Here is a 19,666-nt window from a genome sequence, read left to right on the forward strand (position 1 = left end):
TTTTATTTCCATTATTCCCCTTTAAAAGCTCGTTTAAGCTTTCCAAATAGGCTATCATCTTGATCTTCTTGTCCTGCAAATTCACGTAATAATTCTTTTTGATGTGATGTTAATTTCGTTGGTACAACAACACGAACAACTACATATTGATCACCTTGGCCATATCCACGTACATTTGGAGCGCCTTTTCCTTTTAGGCGGAATTCCGTTCCTGTTTGCGTTCCTGCTGGTATTTTCAATTTCACTTTTCCATGAACAGTTGGAACTTCCACTTCAGCACCAAGCGCTACTTGCGTGAATGTTAATGGCATTTCACAAATAATATGATCGCCATCACGCTCGAAGAACTCATGGTCTCTTACATGAACAACAACATATAAATCACCAGCCGGCCCACCGTTTACACCCGCTTCACCTTTACCAGACACACGGATTTGTTGACCATTATCAATACCCGCTGGAATTTTAACGTTAATTTTTTTACGTTTACGTACTTTTCCAGAGCCATGACATGTTGTACATTTCTCTTTAATCATTTGGCCTGTTCCTGAACAATGTTTACACGCTTGACGATTTACAATACGACCAAATGGTGTATTTTGTTCTACGCTCACTTGACCTGTTCCTGAACAATGTTTACATGTTTCTTTTGAAGTTCCTGGTTTCGCCCCAGCGCCTTGACATGTGTCACATGGGTCTTCAACTGGAATTTCAACATTTAATTCCTTACCAAAAATCGCTTCTTCAAAGTTTAAAGTAACTTGATATTGCAAGTCAGCACCTTGACGCGGTGCATTTGGATCACGGCGTCTGCCGCCACCTCCGCCAAAGAATGAGCTGAAAATGTCTTCAAATCCGAATCCACCACCAAAGTCTCCACCGCCGAAGCCGCCAAAACCCTGATTTGGATCAGCATGACCAAATTGATCGTACTGCGCACGTTTCTGATCGTCACTTAAAACTTCATACGCTTCTTGTACTTCTTTAAACTTTTCAATTGCATTTTCTTCTTTGCTTACGTCTGGATGATATTTTTTAGCCAAACGACGGTATGCTTTTTTGATTTCATCTTTTGAAGCGCCCTTGCTAAGGCCGAGCACCTCATAATAATCTCTTTTATTCATAAATTTGTAACCCCCGAATCTTTCACATAAACGTAATTTTAACACCGAAAGAAAGTGCTTTGCAACAAAGTTTCCTCACTTACAGTATGCAAAAAGAAAAACTTAAGACTCTCATATGAAAGAGCTAACCTGCCCGAAGCACTTTCTTCATTCATGAAAAAAGCCAAAGCCAAGGCACGCTTGACTTTGACTTTTTGTCATCTTACTTATGTTTTTTTACTTTATTACTTATCTTCTTTTACTTCTTCAAACTCAGCGTCAACTACGTTGTCATTTTTTGCACTAGCGTTACCTTGTGTACCTTCTGCTTGCTGAGCACCAGCAGCTGCTTGAGCTTGTTCATATAATTTTACAGTAAGTTGTTGTACGATTTCTTGAAGTGCATCTTTTTTCGCACGAATTTCATCAAGATCATTTTTCTCGATTGCCGCTTGTAATGCTTCTTTTGCTTCTGTTGCTTTCGCTACCTCAGCTGCATCTACTTTACCTTCTAAATCTTTTACAACTTTATCTGTTTGGAATACAAGTTGGTCAGCTTCATTACGAAGTTCAACTTCTTCCTTACGCTTTTGGTCAGCATCAGCATTTGCTTCAGCTTCTTTTACCATACGATCTACTTCTTCATCAGAAAGACCTGAAGAAGATTGGATTGTAATTGTTTGTTCTTTACTTGTTCCTAAGTCTTTTGCACGTACATTTACGATACCGTTCGCATCAATATCGAATGTTACTTCGATTTGCGGAATACCACGTGGTGCTGGTGGGATATCTGTTAATTGGAAGCGACCTAGTGTTTTGTTGTCAGCTGACATTGGACGCTCACCTTGCAATACGTGAATGTCTACTGCAGGCTGGTTATCAGCAGCAGTTGAGAACACTTGTGACTTACTTGTTGGAATTGTTGTGTTACGCTCGATTAACTTCGTGAATACGCCACCCATAGTTTCGATACCTAAAGAAAGTGGAGTTACGTCTAATAATAGAACGCCTTTTACATCACCAGTAAGTACACCGCCCTGAACTGCAGCACCTAACGCTACAACTTCATCAGGGTTAACGCCTTTATATGGTTCTTTACCAGTTTCACGTTTAATTGCTTCTTGTACAGCTGGGATACGAGTAGAACCACCAACAAGAATAACTTTATCTAATTCACTTGGAGAAAGACCAGCATCTTTTAATGCACGACGAGTTGGCTCTAATGTTCTTTCAACAAGGTTAGCTGAAAGTTCTTCGAATTTCGCTCTTGTTAAGTTTAATTCTAAGTGTAATGGACCAGCAGCCCCAGCACTAATGAATGGTAATGAAATTTGTGTTTGTGTTACACCTGAAAGATCTTTTTTCGCTTTTTCAGCTGCATCTTTCAAACGTTGAAGTGCCATTTTATCTTGGCTTAAATCAATGTTATTTTCTTTTTTGAATTCAGCTACTAAATGATCGATGATAACTTGGTCAAAGTCGTCACCACCAAGACGGTTGTCACCCGCAGTTGAAATAACTTCAAATGTTCCATCTGCTAACTCAAGAATAGATACGTCGAATGTACCGCCACCTAAGTCATATACTAGAACTTTTTGTTCTTCGTCTTGTTTTTCTAAACCGTAAGCAAGCGCAGCTGCTGTTGGTTCATTAATAATACGTTCTACTTCTAAACCAGCAATACGGCCAGCGTCTTTTGTTGCTTGGCGTTCTGCATCGTTGAAGTATGCTGGCACTGTGATAACAGCTTTCGTTACCGTTTCACCTAAGTACGCTTCAGCAGAAGCTTTTAAGTTTTGTAAAATGATTGCAGAAATTTCTTGAGGTGTGTAGTTTTTACCTTCAACTTCTACTTTGTAGTCTGTACCCATATGACGTTTAACAGACATGATTGTATTTGGGTTTGTAATCGCTTGACGCTTCGCTACTTCCCCAACTTGACGCTCTTCATTTTTGAAAGCTACAACAGAAGGTGTTGTACGGTTCCCTTCTGGATTTGGAATAACCTTCGGTTCTCCACCTTCCATAACAGCTACACAAGAGTTTGTTGTACCTAAGTCAATACCGATAATTTTACTCATGGCGAAACCTCCTACATTTATGTAAATTATTGATTTACTTTTACCATTGATGGGCGAATCACACGGTCTTTCAGTTTATAACCTTTTTGGAATTCTTCCACAACCGCGTTTGATTCAAACTCGCTGTCTTCTACTTGCATAACAGCTTGATGTTCATGCGGATCAAACTGTTTACCAACAGCTTCAATCGCTTCAACACCTTCTTTAGTCAGCGCTTCTAGCAATTGACGATATACCATTTCCATCCCTTGTAATAAGGACTTCATCTGCTCGTCGCTCGCTTCCACTTGCATCGCTCTTTCAAAGTTATCAAGAGCTGGCAAAATATCTGACACAAGGCTTTGCGATCTATATTTTTCAGCCGCTTGCTTATCCAGTTGAACACGGCGCTTATAGTTTTCAAAATCAGCTTGTAGACGTAGTGTGCGACCTTCCGTTTCCGTCAATTTCGCTTGCAATCCATCTACTTTTTCTTGTAAAAGAGCCGCTTCACTTTTTTCTTCTACTACAGTTTCTTCACTGTTTTCTGCTGTAATAGATTCCTCAGTTTGCGTTTCTTTCGCTTCTTCAACTACTTGTTCGTTACGCTCTTCCACAACTTTCACCTCCTTAAAAGGCACCAGAGCTCATGCTTAACATGAGCGTCCAAGCATAGTTTTTATGTTACACACCAGCAATGACAATGTTCATCGCTCGAGCGAATTTATTATTTTGATTTATACAATCCATTTAGCCCATCTGTAAATTGTCTTGAAAACAATTGTAACAGACTAATTACGCGAGAATACTGCATTCTCGTTGGACCTAGGATCGCGATTGTTCCAATCTGTTCTTCGCCAATGGAATAGGTTGCAGAAATTAAACTACAATCTTCCATAGCCGTCGAAGAATTTTCTCGACCGATTTTCACTTGAATCCCGACTTGTTTATTACGCAAAATATCGTAAAATTCAGCTTCATTATCAATCATAGTCAGCAAGGAGCGTACCTTTTGAATGTCGTGAAACTCCGGCTGCGAAAGCATATTCGCTTTCCCCCCAAAGTATATCTTTTCCGACAAGGGAACTTGAAATGTACCATCTAACATTTTTATTGCACTATCATAGTTGTGGACATACCCACGTAGAACCGTCACAATCTCTTTTAAAATTTTATTATGCAGCTCCGCCATCGGCACACCAGATAGCTTTTCGTTTAAAATATTAACCATTTTTTCTAAATCTGATAAATCAACAGATTCCGGAACGGTAATCGTTTTGCTTTGTACATGACCTGTATCTGTTACAATAATGGCGACTGCTGTTTGATGATCCAGCGGAACAATTTGTACATTCTTTAATTTATTTGCACTCACTTTCGGTCCAAGAACAATTGCCGTATAATTTGTGAGCTCTGATAAAATTTGAGCGGATTGCTGTGCAATTTTTTCCGCTTCAAAAATTCTTTCAGCAAATAAATCCTTAATCTGTACAACATCCTCATTCGATAAATGTTGTGGTGCTAAAAGATGGTCTACATAAAATCGATATCCTTTTTCTGAAGGAACACGTCCAGAAGAACTGTGTGTCTTTTCGATAAATCCCAGATCCTCTAAATCAGCCATTTCATTTCGAATCGTAGCTGAACTAAATGTAATTTCATCTTTTTTAGCCAACGTTCTTGACCCAACAGGTTGCGCTGATCCAATAAAGTCATCAATAATTGTTTGTAAAATCAAGAGCTGACGTTCCGTAAGCATCTCATCATCACCTCTGTTAGCACTCTTTGTCTTCGAGTGCTAAATCTATTAATAACTTACCAAAATTGACATTCAATTGTCAACGGAAACGTCACAAAATAGAGAAACTTTTTCATACCTACTGAACATTTAATTAATCAATTAAAAACGACTGAAATACTTCATTCCCTAATAACTTACCTTGTCTCGTCAAACAAACATGGTTACCTTTATCCTGAAGCAATCCATATTCCTTGTTGGATAATAACTGCTTTGCAAAAATCTCATCCATTTCGACACCAAATTTCTTTTGGAATGTAAGCTTAGAAACGCCCTTTGTTTTCCGAAGCCCTAAAAATAGTTCTTCTTCCATTCTTTCTTTTCTTGTTACTTCGTGGACGTCTAAATAAGGGAAGCCTGTCTCATCAATTTTAGAGAAATATTGCTTTAACGGGCCAACATTTTGAATTCGTTCTCCGTTTACATAACTGTGAGCACCAGCTCCAAAACCATAATACTGTTCATTATTCCAGTATGTGAGATTATGTCTACTTTCATAGCCTTCTTTTGAAAAATTACTGATTTCATACTGTTTATAGCCATGATTTTCCATCTCATCCATTACCATTTCATACATTCTTGCTTCATGCTCTTCCCCTGGAAGTCTTAATTTTCCTTTGTTCATTAAATTATAAAAAACCGTTTTCGGTTCAACAATTAAGGAATATGCAGAAAAATGCTGAACTCCTAACGTAAAAGCAATGTCCAACGTTTCTTTCACATCTTCTATCGTTTGCCCTGGTAATGCATAAATTAAATCCACATTAATATTCGTAAAGCCTACTTCCTGCGCTTCACGAATCGCTACAAATGCATCTTCCCTCGTATGCTTACGTCCAATTTTCTGAAGTAATTCATCTCGAAATGTTTGCACACCAAAGCTAATTCGATTGACACCACCATCTAATAGTAGGTTCAACTTTTCTTTTGGCAAATCTCCAGGATTTGCTTCAAACGTCAATTCACAGTTTGGAGCGAACGGACGTAAACGGCGATTAATAATATCTAACAGCTTTTTTGTCTGCTCCATATTTAATGCCGTTGGTGTCCCGCCCCCAACAAAAATCGTTTTCATATTTTCAAACGGCACCTTTTGAACCGTATTTATAATTTCTTTCTCTAAATACTCTAAATATTGATCAACAGGCTGACGTTCAATAAATACTTTATTAAAATCACAATAGTGACAAATATGCTGACAAAACGGAATATGAATATATGCAGCTTGCATTAAACTAGACTCCTACCTTTCTAAAAAGAAAACCTCCGCACTTCGGAGGCTCCTTTACTTCTGTAACGTGTTACGGATTTGTTCCATTCGCATTTTTCCCCAATCATACATCATTTCGACGATTGGTAAAAGCGTCATACCTAAATCAGTCATAAAGTACTCTACCCGCGGAGGTACTTCTGGATATACTGTCCGATCAATGATTCCATCTTCCATTAATTCTTTTAATTGATTAGATAAAACCTTATGAGAAATGTTTGGGAATAGTCGTTGTAACTCACTAAAGCGATGCGACCCTTCTACACCTAGATGCCACAAGATTACAACTTTCCACTTTCCGCTAATAATAGAAAGCGTCAATTCTTTTTCACAATTAAAATCACCGTTTTGTATTTTTTCTTGAATATCTTTTCGAATATTTTCAGACATCAATAGTCTCCTAACTCTATATCACTGTTGTTTCTTACAATAAAAAGCATCCTCACCATTGTAAAGGAGAGATGAAAAGATGTCTAAAAAAGTAATCCTACGTACAAAAAGAAGCCGCACAAACGGCTTCTTTTTTATTAGTTATCGTCCATTTTCAATACAGCCATGAATGCTTCTTGTGGCACTTCTACAGAACCAACAGACTTCATACGTTTTTTACCTTCTTTTTGTTTATCAAGAAGTTTACGTTTACGAGAAATGTCACCACCATAACATTTTGCAAGTACGTTTTTACGCATCGCTTTAATTGTAGAACGCGCTACAACTTTGTTCCCAATTGTCGCTTGAATTGGTACTTCAAACTGTTGTCTTGGAATTAATTCTTTTAATTTTTCTACAATTACTTTACCACGATCATAGGCTGAATCGCGATGTACAATGAATGATAAAGCATCGACTTGTTCATTATTTAATAAAATATCCATCTTCACAAGTCTAGACGGTTTGTAACCGATTAACTCGTAATCAAATGATGCATACCCTTTCGTATTAGATTTCAATTGATCAAAGAAGTCGTATACGATTTCAGAAAGTGGGATCTCATATGTTAACGTAACACGTGTTTCATCTAAATATTGCATATCAAGGAATGTACCACGTTTCCCTTGGCAAATTTCCATTACAGCACCAACGTAATCATTTGGAACCATAATCGTCGCTTTTACAAACGGTTCTTCCACACGGTCAATAGATTGCGGATCTGGCATGTTAGATGGGTTATCAACAATAAGATCTTCACCGCTCGTTAAATATACTTTATAAATAACACTTGGCGCCGTTGTAATTAAATCAATCTTAAATTCACGTTCAATACGTTCTTGAATGATTTCCATGTGAAGCAACCCTAAGAAGCCACAACGGAAACCGAATCCTAATGCTTGAGATGTTTCTGGCTCAAATTCAAGAGCAGAATCATTCAATTCAAGTTTTTCTAATGCATCACGTAAATCGTTATAACGCGCCGAATCGATTGGATATAAACCACAGAATACCATTGGGTTTAATTTACGATAACCTGGTAATGGTTCTGCTGCTGGACGTTTCGCATGTGTGATTGTATCACCAACGCGTGTGTCTCCTACATTTTTAATAGATGCTGCTAGGAATCCTACATCACCTACTGTTAACTCTTCACGCTGCGTTGTTTTCGGTGTAAATACACCTACTTCTGTTACCTCAAATTCTTTACCAGTTGCCATCATACGTACTTTATCGCCAACTTTTACTGTACCGTTCACAACACGGATATACGCAATTACACCACGATATGGGTCATATAAAGAGTCAAAAATCATACATTGAAGTGGCTCTTCCGGGTCACCTTCTGGAGCTGGTACTTTTTCAACGATTTGTTCTAAAATATCTTCAATCCCAATTCCAGCCTTTGCGGAAGCAAGTACAGCTTCTGATGCATCTAAACCAATTACATCTTCTACTTCTTGACGAACACGCTCTGGGTCAGCACTTGGCAAATCGATTTTATTAATAACCGGTAAAATTTCTAAATTATTATCAAGCGCTAAATACACGTTCGCTAACGTTTGCGCTTCAATACCTTGCGCTGCATCAACAACAAGGATAGCACCTTCACAAGCCGCTAAACTACGAGATACTTCGTACGTAAAGTCGACGTGCCCTGGTGTATCGATTAAGTGAAGAGTATATTCTTCACCGTTTTTTGCCGTATACGTTAATTGAACTGCATTTAATTTAATTGTAATACCACGCTCACGCTCTAAATCCATAGAGTCAAGTAATTGAGCTTTCATTTCGCGCTGTGTTAACGCATTTGTTTTCTCCAAAATACGATCTGCCAACGTTGACTTTCCGTGGTCAATATGAGCAATGATGGAGAAGTTACGAATGTTGGACTGTCTTTTTGCTCTTTCTTCTTTATTCATCTATGTTCTCAACTCCTAATAGTCTCGCCAATATACACTAGCACTGATTATATCAATAGAGCAGCAAAGATTCAATGAAAACTCGTGCTGCTTATAAGACAAATCTTCCTCTCTTTATCTTATGCGAGCAGATCAAACGAGACAAACCTTTTTATAACAAAAAAATGGTTGTCTTACAAAATGATAAGACAACCTCTTTTTATTCTCCCAATTGGCTAAAAATATCTTTTATTTTCCCAATTACTATATCTGTACTAAACTTAGCGATACTTCGAACAAATTCTGCGATTCCCATTCCCAGTCCTTCTACAACATTAAAACTTCTGAGACTTTCTAACTGTTTTTGTTTTTCACTTGCTGAAAATGTACCTCCTAAAATTTCTAAATCAACATTTTCACTTCCAGTTCCCGTCATTCGTGCAACTTGTTCATATGTTGGCTGCCGATAGCCTTTCATGCTTTTTAAGCCATGATTAACGATTCCAATTCCGATTAGCATCACAAACAAAAACAGAATAACGCAGCACACACATTGAAGCGTAAATCTACTCAACTACTTTCGCCTCTTCTCCTCAATGCGTATATGCACCTGTATTATCTTGGTCAATTTGATGATGAAGTGCAGCATTTAAACCACTCGCTATTACATTTGCCATATCTTCAATAAATGCATCTACTTCTTTCGGCGTCACCATTAAATTATGACCAAGAGGAGCTAATACTTCGTAAATTAATTTTCGTTTTTCTTCATCTTCCAATGTGCCCACTGCCCCTAAAAACATATTACGGCTTTTTTCATCCGGCATATCTTCCTCTGTTAGTTTCTTCTTTTCTCCAAATGTAAAACCTGCTGGCAATAAAGATCGAGACGGCTTATCTCCTTCTCTCATTTCACGTCCAAAATGTTTTAGGATAAAATCAATTGTATCGCTCGTAATGGAAACAGCATCTACAACCGTCGGAACACCGATAGCAATCACAGGAATTCCTAGCGTTTCTTTACTTAGTTCTTTTCGTTTATTTCCTACACCAGATCCAGGATGAATTCCCGTATCTGAAATCTGTATCGTACTGTTTACTCGTTCAATAGACCTTGCAGCAAGCGCATCGATAGCGATAACAAAATCCGGCTTTGTTTTTTCAATGATACCGTAAATGACGTCACTTGTTTCAATCCCTGTAATCCCCATTACACCTGGACGAATTGCACTAACTGGGCGATACCCTTCCTCTACACTTTCAGGTTGTAATTTAAAAAGATGGCGTGTCACAAGCACATTCTCTACAACAATCGGACCAAGTGCATCTGGTGTGACATTCCAATTCCCTAGCCCTACAATTAAGCAGCTTGCTTCTTTGGTTATTCCAATTTCTCCTAATAAGTAAGAGAATTCTTTTGCAAAAATACGTTCCACTTTTTGCTGAAGTTCCGTATCTTGCTGGCGGATCCCTTGCACTTCAAGCGTTAAATAATTCCCGGCTTTTTTACCCATCGATTCAGAAGCACTTTCATCGATTATCACTTTCGTAATCGTAATCCCTTCTTCTTCACGCTCTTTTACAACAACACCTTCGATTCCCGTTTGTTTTTGTTGACGTTCTTGTAACATTTGATGCGCTTCTACTGCAAGGTCTGTCCTAACGCTATATTTACTTAAATCTAATGGTTCTTTCATCGTATCTCCTCCGCATTTAATAGTAAATATCGTTAGATTTCCCAAAATTATATAAGGCCATTCTTTCCCTTACATGAAATTTCATTGATCTCGCTATTGCAATTCTCTTCTCCGTTTGATAGAATATCACTTGTTCTATGTAAGTATCGAGTCACTCGATCGCACCAGGGAGGTGAAAAGTATGGCAAACATTAAATCTGCTATCAAACGCGCTAAACTTAGCGAAGAGCGTCGTGCACATAACGCTTCTATCAAGTCTGACATGCGTTCAGCTGTTAAAACTGTAGAAGCTTTAGTTACTAATAACGATCTTGAAAATGCTAAAGAAGCTTTCAAAACTGCTTCTAAAAAACTTGACAAAGCAGCTCGTAAAGGTCTTATCCACCAAAACGCTGCAGCTCGTCAAAAATCTCGCTTAGCGAAACAAGTAAACGCGTAAGGCGTTTAAAAAACGATCCATTTGGATCGTTTTTTTATATACAAAAAAGTCCATGCAGCAGATGACATGAACTTTTTTATTTTATCCAGCTATAGCAACTAGAATCTCCGGCCATTTCATCCTCTCGATTGAAGCCAAAAACACTTCTCGGTGGGGGGCTCCAATGACCTGTGATTCTGAGCGAACTGCCTCCGCTTTTATTTTACCCAATATGATTTAAACGCATTAAGAAAAACTCCAAGACAAGCTTTTTATCCATTTTCCCTGTTTTCATACTATAATCAGCTTCAGCTAGCTCTAAAATAACTTTTTTCAATTCTTCAAACGAGAAAAATTTCGTTTGATTCATCGCCAACTTTACTCGGTACGGGTGAACACCAATATGCGAAGCAATTTGATTTTGTCCATATCCACGTTGCTGTAATTCCTTCACTTGGTACAGTAAACGAAATTGACTCACTAATAACGCCAATAATTTAATTGGTTCCTCTTGCTGCGTAAATAGTCCATCTAGAATTAGCATAGCCCCAGCAATATCTTTTTTTACTACCTTTTCTGTTAACGCAAACACATTTTGTTCAACCGATTTTGGTACCAGTTCCGCTACAAGCCCTGTTGTAATTTCTCCACCTATACCAACATAAAGGGTCAACTTGTCCATTTCCTTTGCTAGCATCGTTACATTGCTTCCTACAAGCTCCAATAGTAAACTAACAGCTGCTTCCTCAATATGTACATGCACTTCATCTACACGGGCCACAATCCATTTACGAACGTCCTGTACTTGCATCGTACTTGCTTCTACTACATCTGCCGTTTTCTTTAATAATTTTGTGATTTTTTTCCGCTCATCTAATTTTTCATAAGGAGCTACAAATACAACAATCGAAAATGGAGATGGTTCTGCAACATACTCCTCCAAAATCTTTAGATTTTGTTCTAGTTTTTCTTTTTGTGATGTTAAAAACAATGGGGATTTAACTAGTAGTATTTTACGTTCTCCAAAAAAAGGAAGCGTCCGTGCATCTTCTATTACATCTTCCAAATACGCTTCTTCTAAGTCATATGTTACAACATTAAACTCACGATCTTCTTCAGCTAGCGCTTCCGTTGTTATAAGCTTTATTGTTTCATTTATAAAATAAACTTCCGTTCCATATATTAAATAAAGTGGTGCAAACTGTTTCTTTTTAATCTTCTTATGTATTTCACTCATGCTTTTTCCTACTCCCTAATTTGGCAATATATCTCTATACTAATGTGGTATCTTTTGTTTTACAAGTACAAAGGAACAGGTTTAAACTAACCCGTCCCTTTATCTATATAAAACGCCACGCAATAAGTCCCGGGATTCTTATTGGTGTGCGGTAACCACTTTACTGTTATTATTCGCAACTGCCGGATAAGTATAATTGTTAACTGTTAACATGCATGGAAATCAAATTTCCATCTTCTTTTCACATAAGATTTACCACCTACTTCTACACACATATTCTCTATCTCCCCCGCTACTCACGTGCAGTAAGACCCTCATCTCAAAATTCAGCGAAAGCAAAAAAGTCAGATATGGGATCAATTGCCCGTAAAAACCCGATTGGTGGGGGTTAATCATCAGTGGCAGAGCAAACCCACTGATTAAAGTCTCCCTTTATCTTCATATGGAAATTGTAGATTTTTTTCTGACAATATCTTATACTAAAATGGAATGTTGGGGAGGGATTCTAAATGAATGAATTTGAGCAAAACGTTCAAAGTAAACGCAATGACGCTATTGATTCAGGGGTAGGTTTTATCGTCTCATTTGGTTTTTTCGCAACAATTTTCATTATTGCAACAATTATTAAATTTATTGGTTCTTAAAGGCTGCTGCTTGCGGCCTTCTTTTTTTTCACTTCACCTTTTCTGTGCTTCATCATATGTTAGTTTACTTTGAAACGTTCCTCTTTCGCCTTCAAAAACATAGGAAATAGCTCCTTGCTTGTCTGTTCGCCATATTTCAATATCAAGTTCTAACAAACGCTCTAGCACTTGCTGATGCGGATGACCATATCGATTATGCTCTCCAGCTGAAATAATTGCCTTTTTAGGCTGAATCAGGTGTAAAAAAGAAGATGAGGACGACGTCTTACTACCATGATGCCCAACCTTTAAAATATCCGCTCGCAACTCTGGATACTGCTCTACAATTCGTCGCTCGCCTTTCTCTTCTAGATCTCCAGTAAACAGCCATATAAATCCACCTAGCTTTACCCATAACACAATAGACGAATCGTTATCCTCTTTCTCTCCTCCCTCTGGGGATAGTACAGTAAATATCGCTTCGTCTACTTGCCATCCATCCCCTTCTCCTACAATGTTTATCCTTATATTTTTTTCCTTTGCAATTTTTTTCAATTCTTTTTCGACCACAGCATCTTCTCGCTTCTTCCCAAATACGATTTCCCCTACAGTAATAGCGGATAACAATTCTTTAGCCGCTCCCATATGATCTGTATCTCCATGCGTTACAATCAACTTATCAATTTTCCGAATACCCTCTTTTTGCAAAAATGGAAGGAGAATATCGTGTCCAACAGAAAATTCATGTTTTTTCTTCTGCCATGCTTCTTTTTTTACAGGAATCGTTCCTCCTGTATCAATGAGATAGACCCCCTTTTCATACGGAAGACGAATCAAGATCGCATCCCCTTGTCCAACATCAATAAAAGTCACACTTCCGTTAGTACGGAAATAAGGCGAAATATAATGAAAAATACATATAAAGAGGAAAAACCCAACAGTCAGGAATAAAAACTTTTTTCTAACCACTCTTTCCCACACAATAAATATACTAACGATACTAAAACAATATAAAACTATAAGAAATAAAGGCGTTTGGCCAAAGGTAAAGCGAAGAAACGGGAGATTTTCACAGTACTGAAGAATATTATTAGAAATTGTTAAACATACTGATAACATTTGTGCGAGCCATTTCGCTACGAAAGGTACAAATAGTATACACGCAAAAATTACAATACTACACGGTAACACAACACAAGATAGAAGCGGGACATATAGAAGGTTGAGGAAAATACTATATGGAGAAAAATAACCAAAATGATATAACAAAATAGGAGTACTAGCAAGTTGTGAAATAACAGAAAGATAGATTGTATTTTGAATCAGACCATTATCATGCTGTAATAGCCTACTTGCTGACAGCAATAACGCAAAACTACCAACAAACGAAAATTGAAATCCAATATCAAAAGCCATATAAGGGTTATATAAAAGCATTAATACAGCCGTCATACTAAGCGCATCTAAACTGGAAACACGGATAGAATGCATTAGTGCTAGCAACAACATAACACCCGTTACAGAAGCCCTCATGACAGATGGAGACGCCCCTGCTAAAAACATATACAGCGGAATGCAAATAATAAGGCAGATTGTCGCCATTTCCCTCGTTACACCAATCCGTAGTAGAACAAAGTAGCCAATCGCCATTAATAATACAATATGTGATCCTGAAATGGATAATAAGTGGATAAGACCAAACTGTTGGTATTGTTCTTCTACTTCAAATGTCATCAGTTGCCGATCTCCAAATAACAACGCATTCATAAACGCTCCGGATTGCCCAGGAAACATTTCTGCGACTATCGACACCGCATTTTGGCGTAATAAAAAGACCCACTGTGTAAACGTCAAAGATTTTTGGATACAATTTGAAATCTCTTTTGCTTCGAATAAAAAGTGAATCTTTTGCTTATGTAAGTAGTCACGATAGTCGAACCCGTGGAAATTCCGTGCTTCTGACGGCACTTTCATTTCTCCTTGAAATGTACAACTCATACCAGCATGTAATTTCTGCAACTGTTCTTTTTGTTCAACTGATTGAATTTTGTACATCAATTGCAACGTATCTCTATCATTGACCTCCATTTGAAAAGAGAGTCGATCACCATTTATAAGGGGTGTAGTTTGAATCACACCTTCTGTTATTTCAAAGTCTAACCCTTTTGAATGCTGATTTTTCCATTCAACATATGAGGTATAGAGGAAGCTACCGGAACATGCCAGTATGCAAAAAAAGAGGATTCGACGTGAAGTACGATATATACAAAATAGAATATAACAACAAAATAAACCAATATACAACAATTTAAAGGAGGAACAGGCAATCGCAATCCCAATAACAAACGAGATTGCAATATAGCCCCATTGTCCACGCAACTTATACTCACCCCTTATAGCGGATGTTCAAAAAATCCAGGAAAGATACCTTTCACATTTCTTCGTCTGCTTCGCCAATCCGGCACTCATGTAGTTCCATCTACACTCCGCACTCTCCTGACTTCCGCGTCTCGAACTGCCAGGCTCTCTTTATCCTCCTTTTTGAACACGCACTTATAGTATCTCTTTTGCTCTAGCGAATACTTGTTGTAATTCATTCATTGTTAAATCATCTTTTTCTAAAGATGAAAACAGTTCTTTTAATTGCAAATGACGTTCTTGTTGCTCTAACGTTGTAATATCATATTCTAACGGAACATGTTTCACAGTGACATTTGCTTGTTCGAATAGTTCCACAGCATACGGGTGATTTTTATAGTTTTGTGCGTAATAAACAGCTGTAATACCACTTTGAATAATGGCTTTACAACATTGTAAACAAGGAAAGTGTGTAACATAAATTTCCGCACCTTCTGTTTTCGCACCAAATTTTGCACATTGCAACAGTGCATTCATTTCAGCGTGAATTGTACGAACACAATGATTATCAATGATATAACACCCATCATCTATACAATGCACACCACCTGTGATTGAACCGTTATATCCACCCGCAATAATTCGCTTATCGCGGACAATTGTCGCTCCTACTGCAAGCCTTGTACACGTACTACGTAGCGATAATAAGTGACTTTGCGTCATAAAATATTGATCCCAAGAAATTCGTTCCATATCTTTTCACCTACTTTTTCATCTACTTGTAGTGTAGCGAAAGAAGAAAAAGTTCGTCAATCCTTTATGGAATAATTATTTTATCTTTTATTTTTTCAAGCGATTTCTCTCCAATGCCATCTACCTCCAATAAATCTTCCATTTTTTGAAACGGCCCATGTTCTTCTCGATATTTCAAAATATTTTCTGCTTTCCGAGGCCCAATTCCCGTTATTTTTTCGAGCTGCTCTTTTGAAGCAACATTAATTTGAATTTTCTCCTCCTGCCGCCCTGAAGGTAGATTAGCTCCTTGAAATTGCTCTCCTTTTTTCGGGACATAGAGTACCATTTGATCTTGCATAAGCTGCGCTAAGTTCACTTTTTCCATATCCGCTTCAGGTAAAAAACCACCCGCTTTTTCAATCCCGTCTTTTACGCGTGCACCCGCTCCTACCTCATATACACCTTCGCGATGCACAGCACCTTTTATATCAATCATAATTGTTTTTTTCTGTTCATTTGATTCTGCTACTTTCAATTTACCTTTTCTCTCTTCACTCTTCACATTTGTATCAAGTTTCACGGTCGGTTGCACAGCTTGTTGCTTCGTCTGCCACATAAACAGTATAAATACGACGCCAACAGCCCCTAATAAAACGAGCCACTTCTTTTGAAAATTCTGCATAATTTTAATACCTCCAATTCATAAATTCACAACATGGTTCATATTGTTTAGGAGAAAGATGTTACGAAGGAGGGATGAAACATTGAACATAGGAATTATAGGGACAGGAAACATGGGGAATATACTAATCGATGCATTTTTAGAAACCCGTGCTGTCAAACCTTCGTGCCTTACTATTATTAATCGTACGCCTGCCAAAGCATATCATATAAAAGAGAAGTATCCTTCTGTTCATATAGCAAAGACAGTGCAAGAGGTAATTGAACGTTCAGAGCTTATTTTTATTTGCGTTAAACCTTTAGACATCTATCCAATTTTAAAAAAACACACTGCCCACTTTACTGATGAAAAATGTTTAATTTCTATTACAAGCCCCATATCAGCAGCTCAATTAGAACAGGTTGTATCTTGTCACGTCGCACGTATTATTCCGAGCATTACAAACCGCGCATTCTCTGGCGCCTCACTATTCACATTCGGGAAAAACTGTTCGAAAGAATGGGAACAAAAGTTACTTCGTTTGTTTAAAAATATTTCTACACCTATTGTGATCGGAGAAGATATTACACGAGTTTCATCTGACATTGCAAGCTGCGGACCCGCATTCTTCAGCTACTTACTACAATGTTTCATTGATGCTGCTGTGGATAAAACAAATATTACTCATGAAGAAGCAACTACTTTAGCAAGTGAAATGATTATCGGGATGGGGAAATTACTAGAAAAAGAAATTTTCACATTACCAACTCTACAAGAGAAAGTATGTGTAAAAGGCGGTGTTACAGGAGAGGGTATTCGTATTTTAGAGGATCACGTCGGAGATATGTTCCATAAATTATTCGAGCGGACACATGAAAAATACGATGAAGATTTAGAAGGCGTTGAACAACAATTTAATAAGCACACGTAAATAATACGCCACAATGATACAGAATCCTCTTAAAAATCCTTCTCTTTTTCTCATCCTATTTTTTATCAAACCCTTATTTTTAGATTTTATAGGTATTACTTTTCTACTTTTCTATAAATAAAATATTGTATTCTAAACAAAAAAAAGCAACCTAATCGGTTGCTTTTTTTTATCCATTCTTTTTCGCCATAAAAAAGATACGTTCCGTTTGTTCAGTTACTTCCATTCGTTCAAAATCACCCGTTACACGAAGTACTGTAAATCCAGCTTCTTCAAGCCATTTTGTTAACAATTCAACTGAATAGGCACGTTGCATATGACATTCATCAAAGCGATGATATACACCTTCCTCTGGATCCTGTACAAAGAATGACAAGTCATGTTCTACACTATCTGATTCTTCGCCAGGGAAGCAGTTCCAAATGAGAGCTATCTCTTCCCCATTGACTGTGTACGTTTCATTTTGAAAGACATGATAAATTTTATATAAAGAGTGTACATCAAATAAGAACAGACCATCTTGACGCAAATGGTGAAATACTCGTCTGAATGTTTCTTGTATCCCTTCTTCTTGCAATACATAATTTAATGAATCACAAAAGATTGTCACACAATCAAATTCACCAGGAACATCCAGTTCTCTCATATCCTGTTGATAAAAAGGAATAAAATACCCTTCTCCCCCTAGCTTTTGCTGGGCAACTGTTAGCATTTCTTCTGAAAGATCGACACCAATCATGTCATAACCTTTTCGCACAAGCGGAAGTGTTACATTCCCAGTCCCGCACGCTACATCAAGAATCTTCGCCTCTTTCATGCCTGCCTGCTGTAAGCTTTCCTCTGTGAATTCTACCCATTTATCATATGGGACATCATTCATGAGTTCATCATACAACAATGCAAATTGCTCATATCTCATTAGCTTAACTCTTCTGTAATATCTTCACGTGGCACATCGCCCCATAGACGCTCTAAATTATAATGATCACGCTCATCTTTATGGAATACATGCGCAACTACATCACCAAGGTCCACTAGAACCCAACGCGCTTCATCGAAGCCTTCCATACGTTGTACGTCGATTTGGAATTCATGTGCCTTCGCTTTAATTTCACGTGCAATTGCTTGTACTTGCTTATCAGAATTCCCGTGACAAATAATAAAATAATCTGCAATTGGTGAAATTCCTTGCATGTTTAGTACAACCATATCTTCTGCTCTTTTATCATCAGCTGCTTTTGCTGCTAATACTAATAACTCTTTATCTTTCATTCAGTAATTTCCTCCTTCAGTACCGCATTGTATGTTTGAAATGTTAACGGATAGATCGTTTGATCCTTTTCCATTAAAAATTGAATCGTACGTTTTAATGCAAATAATAAAGCTTTATTTATATCTTCCTGTGCTAATTTCCGTGCTTCTTCCACACCTGGAAATTTGCGTCCAGGTTCAATATAATCTGCCACATAAATAACTTTATCAAGCATTGTCATCTCTTCATGACCGCTTGTATGATATGTAATAGCTTGCAGAATTTCAGAGTCCGTAATGCCGACTTCTTTTTCTACTAAGTATGCCCCAACTGGTGCATGCCATAACTCTTTGTTGTAGTGAAGTAAATCTTTTGGCAACTCTTCCTGCTTAATAATGTCTTCCATCTCTTGAATCGGTCTACATTTTGCATAATCATGAAATATAGCAGCCATTTCTGCTTTTTTCTCATCCACGGCATATAGCTTAGCAAGTTCAATTGCCGTTTCCATTACACCAATTGTATGTATATAACGTTTTTCATGCATTTGTTGTTTTACAATCTCAAGTGCTTTCTCACGATTCATACAACCCATTCCTCTCGATATATACCTGTACTTGTTCTGGAAGCAAATATTTGCACGTTTTCTTCTCTTTATATCTCTCACGTAACAAGGAAGACGAAACAGCAAATTCCGGAATTTCTACTGTGACGATTTCATAAGGTGTATTTAATGTATACCCCGGTCTTGCAACCCCAACAAAAGTTACAAGTTGAAGTAATTTCTCGATGTTATACCATTTTGGTAAATACTCCACCATATCTCCGCCAATAATAAAATGAAACTGCGCGTCCGGATGCTTCTTAGTTAATTGTAACATAGTGTCATATGTATAGGATGGACCTTCTCTTCTTAACTCTTCTAAACAAACCGAGAAATACTCCTCTTGCTCAATTGCTAACTCTAACATGTTCAATCGATTTTCTACACTTGTAATACTACGATCTTGTTTATGAGGTGGAATTTGATTCGGCAAAAACCATATTTCATCAAGCGCGAGTGCATCATATACCTCATTTGCAATCAGCAAATGTCCATAATGAGGCGGATCAAACGTGCCGCCAATGATTCCGATTTTTTTCAAATGAAACGCCCCCTTTAATTCACAAGCAGTAATCTTTCCGAAACAACA

The 19,666-nt window shown here is 37.7% G+C and carries 20 protein-coding genes; 3 read left to right on the plus strand and 17 right to left on the minus strand.

Annotated elements, in window-relative coordinates:
- Nucleotides 1–11 precede the first annotated feature (11 nt).
- The 9 genes from dnaJ to gpr all read right to left on the minus strand — a co-directional run bounded on the left by dnaJ (nucleotide 12) and on the right by gpr (nucleotide 10,258).
- On the minus strand, nucleotides 12–1,124 hold the full coding sequence (dnaJ, locus tag JDS96_RS09610; protein WP_003200629.1) for a chaperone protein DnaJ: 1,113 nt from the start codon (nucleotides 1,122–1,124) through the stop codon (nucleotides 12–14).
- 224 nt (nucleotides 1,125–1,348) lie between these two features.
- On the minus strand, nucleotides 1,349–3,184 hold the full coding sequence (gene dnaK, locus JDS96_RS09615) for a chaperone protein DnaK (RefSeq protein WP_003200627.1): 1,836 nt from the start codon (nucleotides 3,182–3,184) through the stop codon (nucleotides 1,349–1,351).
- Between the two features lie 26 nt (nucleotides 3,185–3,210).
- A complete protein-coding gene (grpE, locus tag JDS96_RS09620) occupies nucleotides 3,211–3,780 on the minus strand; it encodes a nucleotide exchange factor GrpE (protein WP_018765852.1) in 570 nt (189 codons plus the stop codon).
- A 110-nt stretch (nucleotides 3,781–3,890) separates the two neighbouring features.
- Nucleotides 3,891–4,922: a heat-inducible transcriptional repressor HrcA gene (gene hrcA / locus JDS96_RS09625; protein ID WP_199666674.1), complete on the minus strand. Its 1,032-nt coding sequence runs from the start codon at nucleotides 4,920–4,922 to the stop codon at nucleotides 3,891–3,893.
- A gap of 133 nt (nucleotides 4,923–5,055) precedes the next feature.
- Entirely contained in the window at nucleotides 5,056–6,192 is a 1,137-nt protein-coding gene (gene hemW / locus JDS96_RS09630; protein ID WP_003208531.1) for a radical SAM family heme chaperone HemW, read from the minus strand.
- A 54-nt stretch (nucleotides 6,193–6,246) separates the two neighbouring features.
- Nucleotides 6,247–6,621 carry a winged helix-turn-helix transcriptional regulator gene (locus JDS96_RS09635; RefSeq protein WP_003200619.1) on the minus strand — a complete coding sequence of 125 codons (375 nt, stop codon included), beginning with the start codon at nucleotides 6,619–6,621 and terminating at the stop codon, nucleotides 6,247–6,249.
- 137 nt (nucleotides 6,622–6,758) lie between these two features.
- Entirely contained in the window at nucleotides 6,759–8,582 is a 1,824-nt protein-coding gene (gene lepA, locus JDS96_RS09640; protein WP_003200617.1) for an elongation factor 4, read from the minus strand.
- Between the two features lie 199 nt (nucleotides 8,583–8,781).
- Nucleotides 8,782–9,135 (minus strand): DUF3679 domain-containing protein, encoded by a 354-nt coding sequence (locus tag JDS96_RS09645; protein ID WP_018782546.1) that lies wholly within the window; start codon nucleotides 9,133–9,135, stop codon nucleotides 8,782–8,784.
- Nucleotides 9,136–9,154: 19 nt separating this feature from the next.
- Nucleotides 9,155–10,258 carry a GPR endopeptidase gene (gene gpr / locus JDS96_RS09650; protein ID WP_006095982.1) on the minus strand — a complete coding sequence of 368 codons (1,104 nt, stop codon included), beginning with the start codon at nucleotides 10,256–10,258 and terminating at the stop codon, nucleotides 9,155–9,157.
- A 181-nt stretch (nucleotides 10,259–10,439) separates the two neighbouring features.
- Here gpr and rpsT point away from each other — a divergent pair, with 181 nt between their 5' ends.
- On the plus strand, nucleotides 10,440–10,697 hold the full coding sequence (rpsT, locus tag JDS96_RS09655; RefSeq protein ID WP_001274011.1) for a 30S ribosomal protein S20: 258 nt from the start codon (nucleotides 10,440–10,442) through the stop codon (nucleotides 10,695–10,697).
- A gap of 202 nt (nucleotides 10,698–10,899) precedes the next feature.
- Here the strand turns inward: rpsT and holA are convergent, their stop codons facing one another.
- A complete protein-coding gene (gene holA, locus JDS96_RS09660) occupies nucleotides 10,900–11,913 on the minus strand; it encodes a DNA polymerase III subunit delta (protein WP_199666675.1) in 1,014 nt (337 codons plus the stop codon).
- 509 nt (nucleotides 11,914–12,422) lie between these two features.
- On the opposite strand from holA, the gene JDS96_RS09665 reads away from it, so the two are divergent.
- A complete protein-coding gene (locus JDS96_RS09665) occupies nucleotides 12,423–12,557 on the plus strand; it encodes a YqzM family protein (protein WP_199666676.1) in 135 nt (44 codons plus the stop codon).
- A gap of 33 nt (nucleotides 12,558–12,590) precedes the next feature.
- Here the strand turns inward: JDS96_RS09665 and JDS96_RS09670 are convergent, their stop codons facing one another.
- From JDS96_RS09670 to JDS96_RS09680, 3 genes are all read right to left on the minus strand, one after another.
- Nucleotides 12,591–14,915: a DNA internalization-related competence protein ComEC/Rec2 gene (locus JDS96_RS09670; protein WP_199666677.1), complete on the minus strand. Its 2,325-nt coding sequence runs from the start codon at nucleotides 14,913–14,915 to the stop codon at nucleotides 12,591–12,593.
- 174 nt (nucleotides 14,916–15,089) lie between these two features.
- A complete protein-coding gene (locus JDS96_RS09675; protein WP_199666678.1) occupies nucleotides 15,090–15,647 on the minus strand; it encodes a ComE operon protein 2 in 558 nt (185 codons plus the stop codon).
- A 64-nt stretch (nucleotides 15,648–15,711) separates the two neighbouring features.
- The gene (locus JDS96_RS09680) at nucleotides 15,712–16,314 is read right to left on the minus strand and encodes a helix-hairpin-helix domain-containing protein (protein ID WP_307838172.1); all 603 of its coding nucleotides are present in this window, start codon (nucleotides 16,312–16,314) and stop codon (nucleotides 15,712–15,714) included.
- A gap of 79 nt (nucleotides 16,315–16,393) precedes the next feature.
- Between JDS96_RS09680 and comER the strand changes: the two genes are divergently transcribed.
- Nucleotides 16,394–17,221: a late competence protein ComER gene (gene comER / locus JDS96_RS09685; RefSeq protein ID WP_018782543.1), complete on the plus strand. Its 828-nt coding sequence runs from the start codon at nucleotides 16,394–16,396 to the stop codon at nucleotides 17,219–17,221.
- Between the two features lie 169 nt (nucleotides 17,222–17,390).
- On the opposite strand, the gene JDS96_RS09690 is transcribed toward comER, so the two are convergent.
- The 4 genes from JDS96_RS09690 to JDS96_RS09705 are packed head-to-tail and all read right to left on the minus strand — an operon-like array spanning nucleotide 17,391 to nucleotide 19,618.
- Nucleotides 17,391–18,140 (minus strand): class I SAM-dependent DNA methyltransferase, encoded by a 750-nt coding sequence (locus JDS96_RS09690; protein WP_003200600.1) that lies wholly within the window; start codon nucleotides 18,138–18,140, stop codon nucleotides 17,391–17,393.
- On the minus strand, nucleotides 18,140–18,493 hold the full coding sequence (gene rsfS / locus JDS96_RS09695) for a ribosome silencing factor (RefSeq protein ID WP_018765860.1): 354 nt from the start codon (nucleotides 18,491–18,493) through the stop codon (nucleotides 18,140–18,142). Before rsfS ends, JDS96_RS09690 begins: the two co-directional genes overlap by 1 nt.
- Nucleotides 18,490–19,059 (minus strand): bis(5'-nucleosyl)-tetraphosphatase (symmetrical) YqeK, encoded by a 570-nt coding sequence (gene yqeK, locus JDS96_RS09700; protein WP_199666680.1) that lies wholly within the window; start codon nucleotides 19,057–19,059, stop codon nucleotides 18,490–18,492. Before yqeK ends, rsfS begins: the two co-directional genes overlap by 4 nt.
- Nucleotides 19,049–19,618, minus strand: coding sequence for a nicotinate-nucleotide adenylyltransferase (locus tag JDS96_RS09705; protein ID WP_003200594.1), 570 nt, complete (start codon nucleotides 19,616–19,618; stop codon nucleotides 19,049–19,051). The genes yqeK and JDS96_RS09705 overlap by 11 nt, the downstream gene beginning before the upstream one ends.
- Between the last annotated feature and the right edge of the window lie 48 nt (nucleotides 19,619–19,666).

Source organism: Bacillus cereus group sp. N21 (genome assembly GCF_016483395.1).
In the GTDB taxonomy this organism is placed as follows: Bacteria; Bacillota; Bacilli; order Bacillales; family Bacillaceae_G; genus Bacillus_A; species Bacillus_A pseudomycoides.